Origin of the sequence: Brucella sp. NBRC 14130, assembly GCF_040371715.1 — a bacterium.
GTDB classification, from domain to species: Bacteria; Pseudomonadota; Alphaproteobacteria; order Rhizobiales; family Rhizobiaceae; genus Brucella; species Brucella intermedia.
This window is the reverse complement of sequence record NZ_BAABTE010000039.1, coordinates 1-7,634: the sequence shown is the minus strand read 5'-3', so window position 1 is coordinate 7,634 and position 7,634 is coordinate 1. Positions and strand designations below refer to the sequence as shown.

The following is a 7,634-nucleotide window of genomic DNA, read 5'->3' as shown; positions in this document are numbered from 1 at the left end:
TTATGGTCATGCAAAGTGGCGTAGCGCTGAGGAAGCGAGAAATCATCGACTACCTGAAGGAGGTCATACCTATCGTCGTCCAGCTGTATCGCTTTCCCGATGGGCGGCGCGTCGTCTCGGAAATCGTCTTCACCAAGGGAGACATGCTATGAATCCGGCGATCCTGCTGTTCGGGCTGGTCATCGCTGGGGCTGCGGCCGCATTCGTCGCGTCGCTCGCCTATGCCGGCCTCTATTATGCCTTCGACAATTCGACATGGATGTTCCAGGCGCTGCAGGAAGACATGCTGGCATCCTATCGCGCGGCGAGGCTGGATCTGGCCGCCGGCGACTGGCATCGGCCGGCAATAGCGGCCGCGGCTGGTCTGTTCGCCGGCGGCGCCATGCTTGTCGCCGCCATGAGCGGCAAGAAGAAATCGACCGACGCCCGGTTCCTTAGCCCGCTGGAAGCCCGCGCCCTTGGCCTCACGCGCACTGGTGGTGTGTTTGTCGGCCGGATCGGCGGGAGCCTGATCAAGGTTCCCGGCGGCTTCACGCAGCGCGGCTCCGGTCGGCGGCGGTTCCTGAAGCCAATGCTGTTCGGCGGAAAGAAGCTCTGGATCGACGGCGATGACGTCGGCGGCTTCGTCATCGGCCCGCCCCGGTCGGGCAAGGGCGCCTCGCTGATCGTACCGAACTGCCTGCTCTGGCCGGACAGCATCGTCGTGCTCGATATGCGTGGCGAGACCTATGAGGCGACAGCCGGCTATCGCTCGAAATTCTCCCGCGTTCTGCGGTTCTCGCCGGCCGACGAAAACGGCGATACCGAATGCTATAACCCGCTGGATTTCGTTGCCATCGATCCCGATCAACGCGATATCGACATCAACTCGATCGCGACGGCATTGCTGCCGACGCCGAAGGGCGATGCCTACTGGATCTCCGACGCCCGCGCCCTCTTCGCCGGCGTCACCTCATGGGTATTGGAGAACCCCGATATTCATGACAAGGACAAGAACCTCGGCACGGTCCTCAATGTTGTCGAGGGTGGCGACCAACCGCTTCGCGAGTGGCTGGAAGAGGTTGCCAATCCGGAGCTTCGCGCCTCTTGGATCAGCTCCTTCACCTATACCACCCTCGCCCGCTTCGCCGTCATGGCCAGCAAACAGTTCGACGGTGTCTATGGTTCGCTCGCCGCCGCCGTCCGGCCGTTCAAGAACAATCGGATTTTGCGTGCGACGGCGCGGTCGACCTTCGACATCCGGGCGATGCGCCGGGAGAATATGAGCCTCTACCTGGATTTCCGCATTCAGCAGATTGCCTCGATCGGCCCCATTTTCAATGTGCTGATGGTCCAGTTCATGGACTACATGTCGCGCAACATGATGAAGCGCGGCGAGCGTCGGGTGTTGGTCCTGCTCGATGAGTTCCAGAACCTGGGAAAGCTGGAAAACGCATTGACCGTCGCGACGGTGCTTGGCGGCTATGGCATACCCTGCTGGTTCTTCGTCCAATCGCTGCGATCAATCGACAACGTCTATACCCGCGAAGGCCGGCAGACGCTGGTGAATTCCGCCCGCGCTCAGATCTTCCTCGGCGCGCAAGACCCGGAGGATCAGCGCTATGTGTCCCAGCTTCTCGGCGAGCGGAAGGAAGTTACGGTCGATAAGGCCGTTTCGACCGGCGTGACTCTGTTCGATCGCAAGGGCGCTACCATGTCCCACAAGACTGCGATGCGGCCCCTGATGCGCCCCGATGAATTGGGTTCGATGAACGAGACGCGATGCATCATCAAGCTCCGAAATCAGCAGCCGATATTCGGCGTACGGAATTTCTATTATGCTGATAAGGAGCTTACGAAGCGCGCATGGCTGCAGATGCGAGCGCCATCAAATGAAACGTCGGTTGAAGGCGTTGGCAATTTCGAGTTCGAAGTACCAGAGGCTGGGCCGTCTCCTGTCAGCGCTTCGCAGATCATATCGATACCCGGAGCAAAATTTGCAGCGAATAGCTCGGCGGTTCTCAGGAAGCCGCCGAGTCAATTGGAACCCGAGCAATTTCATGAACTGCCCGAGGGTGCCAATGAGACCCCGCGCCCCGGCCAGAACAGCGACCCGTCCTGCACAAGTCCAGCTCCGGACTTTAAATCGGCGTTGGACGCAAGCGCTCTACGAAAGGCCGGGGCAGACCAATCTATCGAGAAGATCTTGACCATATTCAAAAGCTGTCCCGCGAAGAAGCGGGCGGCGAACAAGGTCCGGAAAGAGGTCACGCTCGCGCTTGCCGATGAATGATTTCGGCTTCACGCGGATTTGCTTAAACTGCTCCTGGTTGCTATCCCGGGTTAGCGAATATAGCTGCCGCCATTGACATCAAGGGTGGCACCGTTGAGCGACTCCTGAGAGTGACGCAACAAAAATGCGACAAGTTCAGCTATTTCGGTTGCTTCGGCCATATCCCCTATTGGAATGTCCTCTACAGCTTCTCCCTTGTCATGGGCGGCGATGTATTTCTCTGCCATCTCCGTTCGGACGAGGCCAGGTGCGATAGACACGGCTATCACGCCCTCACGAGCGAAGCTTGAGGCGATGGATTTGGTGAGATTGATGAGCGCGGCCTTGGTCGCGCCATGAGGCAGTATGTCGGCGGCGGAGCCACGCTGACCGGCTTGGCCTGCCATGTTAATGATGCGCCCACCACCCTCGGTTCGAAAATGCCTGATCGCCTCCCTACAGAGATCGGCCGCAGCAAAGAGATTGAGTTGAAACTCCATTTGCCATGCGGCCTTCCAGGCCGCGGCTGAATTCTCTATCGGAATTTCGGTACGGATACCCGCATTGTTAATGACACCGTGAATACGCCCCGCGAAAGCAACGGCTTTCCGCCACAATGTGCATGGCCCCTCCGAAGTCGAAAGATCGGCTTGCACCATCAAGCCGTCGCCACCAATACGGGCCAATAGTTCCTCCGCCGCATCCCCGTCCTGGCAATAGTGGATGATTGGCCGCGCACCCTCCAAGGCGAGGCGCTCCACGATTGCCGCCCCTATGCCGCCCGACGCGCCGGTGACTAGGACTGTCTGACCACGCAAAGGCTCGCCCATATTTCGTTCCATCATTCTGACACCTTCTCGAATTTCCACACAAGCGTTGGACCACGAGAAAACACAATCGGCTGCCAAGTACCGCGGCGCGCCGCATGATCGGTTGAGGGGGTTCATCGAAACAAATGACCGTCGACCGAAAACAGCCTGCGTATTCGTGGGATCCGTTGCGGGGGAACAGGCCTCAATTTGGGAACGAAGGCACGACAAGATACGAAATCTAGCGAAACGAAACGAAATGCGAGCCACTAAGTCCTTGTTGAACAATGGAAAGTTTTTTCTCCCTCCGCCGAAGGACGGGACTGATTTCAAAGAACTATTCAAACGAACGGCCGCGGCCGGAGCGGGACGGCCGCTTGGCAGCGATGGATTTCCAGCAGGACCATGGACGCCCGAGCTACTTGCAGAGGCGATTTCACAGATTGATGCCAACCGGATTGGGATCGACCTGCGCACGGTGCAACTTTGGTTTCAAGAGAACGACAAGGGAATCAGCACCGCCAACATTCGTTGGCTGGCAAGGATTTTTGGGTGCGATGATCCGGTCGCAACCAGCGAATGGCAGATGGAGTTGAGTGAGGCCCAATCTCGATTAACGGCCAAGAGGCGAGACGGGAGGAAAGCCGAAAGCAGCGTTGCACCGGGAGCCGCAGATATAACACAGAATGCGACCACCCTTGATGAGACGATGCCCTCGGTAGGGTTGGCAGGGGATGCGGACGCCAAGACGCCAGTTCGGCGCTTGGGTTTGGCGATGAGATCCGAGGCGCTTTTTAGCTCCGGCTCTCCCTTGAATTTGCCAGCGGCGGTGTTTGCGGGCGCCACCTCTCTCGGGTTTTTGTCCTATGTTACCGGGGTTCACAGCGCGGGTTACGACCGTATGGACGGGGTCGTTAAGCAGGTCGGGTTTCTCTGGGCGCCAAATTGGACATTCGTCTTCATGGTGTTCCTGCCACTATTCTTCGTGTTCGTGATAGAGCTTCTGGCCTTCTGGAAATTCGAGGGGCGTCTGAAGCTTGTCGCGCAGGCCGACGGGACGGACTCCCACGATGCTTGGGCGCGCAACGTAGAAAGCTCTTCCTCTACCTATTGGGCGGTTTTTCTGGTTTGCTTTGTATTCGCTGGGATTTTTCAGTGGATCGAAGTGTGTTTGATCCCACTTATGAAAGGCGGTGGTGAATATGCCATGGATTGGGGAAAATTAGCGATCGTGCGCCCTGATGTCATATCAGTGCCGGAGGCGATGCTATTCACAGGGATTGCATATTTGTACATGGCGATCTCCTTCTATATTTTCTTTGCAGGCCTCATTTTGCTTTACACGATCGCTTATGATTTTTGCAAAATCAGAAAGAAACTGGAAACGCGACCTGAGGTGGACTGCCAATACGAGCTCAACGAATTTGGCTTGACGGTGATCCGGGGGATTTTCAGGTGTACTGTTTTGGGGATTTTGGTCGCCATATGCATGAAGGGCCAAAGCTCGTACCTGACATCCGCCGGCGAGAATATTGCGGCTTGGTTGATCGGTGATATGTGTGCGGCTATTTTTGGGCTCGACAATGTGAGCGACGCGACCGGCTATAGAATGCCGACGCACTACAGCAGCCTTCTTGTCGTTATCTCCACCTGCATAGTTTTTTTGTTTTGTGCCATCCGTTTAGGTGTCGAAAACCGGGCTCGTGCGACTTTGTGGAAGATGTCGACGGTCGTAGTGTTGCTCGTTGCAGGCTACCTGTTGATCGGTGCTTTTGCTGGCTTTTCGATCCTTTTGGGTCTTGGAGTGCTTCTCGCACTTTACGGCCTGTTCGATCCAGGGTTCGGCCGGTGGCGGCGGGCGAGTGAATTAGGGACCAATCTGAATGTTTCATAATTGGCTTGATCGTTGGGATGAGCGGCGGGCGCTGCGCGGTGAGGAAGGGAAGAATTCAACGGTCCTGGGGCTTGACGCGGAACGGGCCTTTTCAGGCGCGAAGAAGATAGGGAGTGTCGGCGAGTTTTGTCTTCTTGCTGAACAGGCAGTGGCTGATCCAACTTTCTTCGATGAGCCGAACGGGAGCGATCAAGGTTTTCAAATGCGAGATGGATGGCTCAGGTTTCCATCGGACACCTTGACCGACATCGACGAGAATAACGTAGTTTGGGCAAAGATCACCGATAGCGGGTCGCTCGATCACGCTTTGGTGGTTTTTCACCATTGGAATGCAAGCGCGCGAAATAGTCAGATTGCCAGGTTTTTTTCGCAGCGTGGCATAACGGTTGTCGAGATTGCTATGCCCTATCACTTCGAACGCAGCCGCCCGGGCTCCGCGCACGCCGATTATATGCTTAGCGCGAATCTCGGTCGAACGATCCAATCTATGAGGCAGGGGGTATGGGATGGGCGAAAGCTCATACGTTGGCTGAAGAGCGAAGGCTACAGAAACATGTCGGTTCTCGGTATGAGCCTGGGCTCCTGGGTAGCAGGACTCATCGCAGCCCACGAAGCGGCTGTTTCTAAAGCCTCGTTGTTTCTGACAGCTGGTAGCCTAGCGGATATGGTTTGGACCGGTCGCGCGACACGACCAATTCGAAATAGCCTTGAGCCTGATATTGAGCTGGCTGATCTCAGGAGGGCCTGGGCGCCACTTAACATGGAGAATTACGCGAGTCGTTTGGCACGCCCGGATCTGAATCTCCACGTTGTGCTGGCGAAGAGAGACAAAGTGGTGTTGCCAGAACTATCGGAGAGGTTCATGCAGACGCTGACCCTCGCCGGCGCTAAGGCCAGCATTTTGCGTTTAAACTGTGGTCACTATTCACTCGCCATGCCGCCATACATTTTGTTGGCGGGCTTGAGCTTGAAGCGGTTTCTGTCGTGTGATGACAAGTCGGCCTAGCGAACATAAGCTTAGGCTTGCCTGCCACCGCGGACTGAGCATTTTCGGTTCGATGTCCGGCAATCGGCGTCTCGTTCGTTGAAGCGGAAGCAGCTTCCGCTACAACGCGAATTTCGGACAATGTCTCTTAGAGAAAAATACATGTTTATAGTAGTTTAAGTGGTTCTTTCAGCATAACCGTATTTATGGAACTTCGGCGAGGTTTCCAATCGATCGGCGCGCTAGATACGGCTGTCGTCTCCTGCGAGGTGAAACTATTGATTGAAAGTAAAGTTCGCGGGCGAGCAGATGAAGATCAAACGATAACTACGACGAACACATTCAGATCGGAAGGAAGAACTGCGTTTGGAAAGAGTCATGTCGAATCTGTTGGTTCTTGGCTGAAAGACATAGCCGCGCCTTGCTGACTGAGTTCGAAACCGAGGCCAAAGCCTCGGCCACGCGCAAGGTGCCGAGGCGCCCTGCGGCCCGGCATCCTTCATCAGGTCGACATAGAACTGAAGAGAGGCCTTCCATTCCGGCTGGTCGAACTGCGGCTGCCACTTCTCGTCGAAACCAGCGGCCACCGAAGGAGTTGTTGAGCGCAGGCAGGAAGGCCATGTTCTCGCCCCAGCCGGCCTTGCCGCGCAGGCAGATACCGTTGATGTCGGCCGAACGGTCAGTGATCTTGCGGGCCGCCTCGCCGATGAAGGCCCAGGTTGGGGATTGTGGCATTTTCAGGCCGGCCTTCTCGAACAGGTCCTTGCGGTACATGACCATCGCGGACTCGCCGTAAAATGGCGCCGCATAGAGCTTGCCCTCGACGGACAGCGCCCCACGGATCGCCGGCAGAAGGTCATCGACGTCATAATCGGCGCCGAGGCCGTCGAGCGCCGTGAGCCAGCCTTGCTTGGCCCAGATCGGCGCCTCGTAGGTGCCGATCGTCATGACGTCGTATTGACCGCCCTTGGTGGCGATATCGGTCGTGACGCGTTCGCGAAGGACGTTTTCCTCGAGCGTCACCCAGTTGAACTCGATGTCGGGATACTTCGACGTGAAGTCGGCGGCCATGCTCTGCATGCGAACCATGTCGCCGTTGTTGACGGTCGCGATCGTCAGGCTTTCAGCCGATACAAGACCCGCAAAGGCAACTACCGAGCAGGCGCTCAGCAGAATCGTCTTTAATGTCATACTGTTCTCCCACAAGTTTGAGGCAGCCGAGTTCTCCTCAGACCGACGAGCTGCCGTAGGTGAGCATAGATGCGACATAGAACCGGCATCTACAGCGCCAGATGCGAAGATATGATACTATTTTGTCCGATACTCTAAGACTGGTGATGCTATCGTCAGAGCCGGAAACTGGCCGACAAGGGCAATTTCGCCGATGACCGCCAACATGCCTTTGAAGCCGGCCGCAAGGGTGGCAAGCACTAGGCCAAAGATAATAGAGCCTCTACTGCCTCGATGCAGAAGGCTGCTTCCATCGTGATCGACAACCGCCATGACAGGACCTTCCGGCTGAACCAGTCCACGACGGCGCAGAGATAGACAAATCCCCGCGCCATGGGGAGTGGAGTAAGAAGCGCAGATGCGCTTCTCCTCCCCGAACCGTACGTGCACCTTTCAGCGCATACGGCTCTCTGTTCAAGCTTGGCCCATGGCCATAGCAACGTCATGGTAATGCGACGTGACGGT

At 56.6% G+C, this 7,634-nt stretch carries 5 protein-coding genes and 2 pseudogenes; 4 read left to right on the top strand and 3 right to left on the bottom strand.

From position 1 onward, the window contains the following. Positions 1 to 148: 148 nt before the first annotated feature. Positions 149 to 2,272 (top strand): type IV secretory system conjugative DNA transfer family protein, encoded by a 2,124-nt coding sequence (locus ABWW28_RS27075; RefSeq protein ID WP_353392915.1) that lies wholly within the window; start codon positions 149 to 151, stop codon positions 2,270 to 2,272. Positions 2,273 to 2,322: 50 nt separating this feature from the next. Here the strand turns inward: ABWW28_RS27075 and ABWW28_RS27070 are convergent, their stop codons facing one another. Next, positions 2,323 to 3,096 carry an SDR family NAD(P)-dependent oxidoreductase gene (locus ABWW28_RS27070; RefSeq protein WP_353392913.1) on the bottom strand — a complete coding sequence of 258 codons (774 nt, stop codon included), beginning with the start codon at positions 3,094 to 3,096 and terminating at the stop codon, positions 2,323 to 2,325. A 241-nt stretch (positions 3,097 to 3,337) separates the two neighbouring features. Between ABWW28_RS27070 and ABWW28_RS27065 the strand changes: the two genes are divergently transcribed. Both ABWW28_RS27065 and ABWW28_RS27060 read left to right on the top strand, forming a co-directional pair. After that, positions 3,338 to 4,954, top strand: a complete 1,617-nt coding sequence (locus tag ABWW28_RS27065; RefSeq protein ID WP_502904598.1) for an RcgA family putative transporter — start codon at positions 3,338 to 3,340, stop codon at positions 4,952 to 4,954. Next, entirely contained in the window at positions 4,944 to 5,960 is a 1,017-nt protein-coding gene (locus ABWW28_RS27060; RefSeq protein WP_353392911.1) for an alpha/beta fold hydrolase, read from the top strand. Before ABWW28_RS27065 ends, ABWW28_RS27060 begins: the two co-directional genes overlap by 11 nt. A 449-nt stretch (positions 5,961 to 6,409) precedes the next feature. Here ABWW28_RS27060 and ABWW28_RS27055 read toward each other — a convergent pair. Beyond that, a pseudogene (locus ABWW28_RS27055) lies at positions 6,410 to 7,130 on the bottom strand (ABC transporter substrate-binding protein); the annotation flags it as partial. Positions 7,131 to 7,298: 168 nt separating this feature from the next. On the opposite strand from ABWW28_RS27055, the gene ABWW28_RS27050 reads away from it, so the two are divergent. Next, positions 7,299 to 7,373, top strand: a complete 75-nt coding sequence (locus ABWW28_RS27050) for a KGG domain-containing protein (protein WP_353392917.1) — start codon at positions 7,299 to 7,301, stop codon at positions 7,371 to 7,373. Between the two features lie 5 nt (positions 7,374 to 7,378). Here ABWW28_RS27050 and ABWW28_RS27045 read toward each other — a convergent pair. After that, positions 7,379 to 7,519, bottom strand: a pseudogene (locus ABWW28_RS27045) (IS3 family transposase); the annotation flags it as partial. Positions 7,520 to 7,634 lie beyond the last annotated feature (115 nt).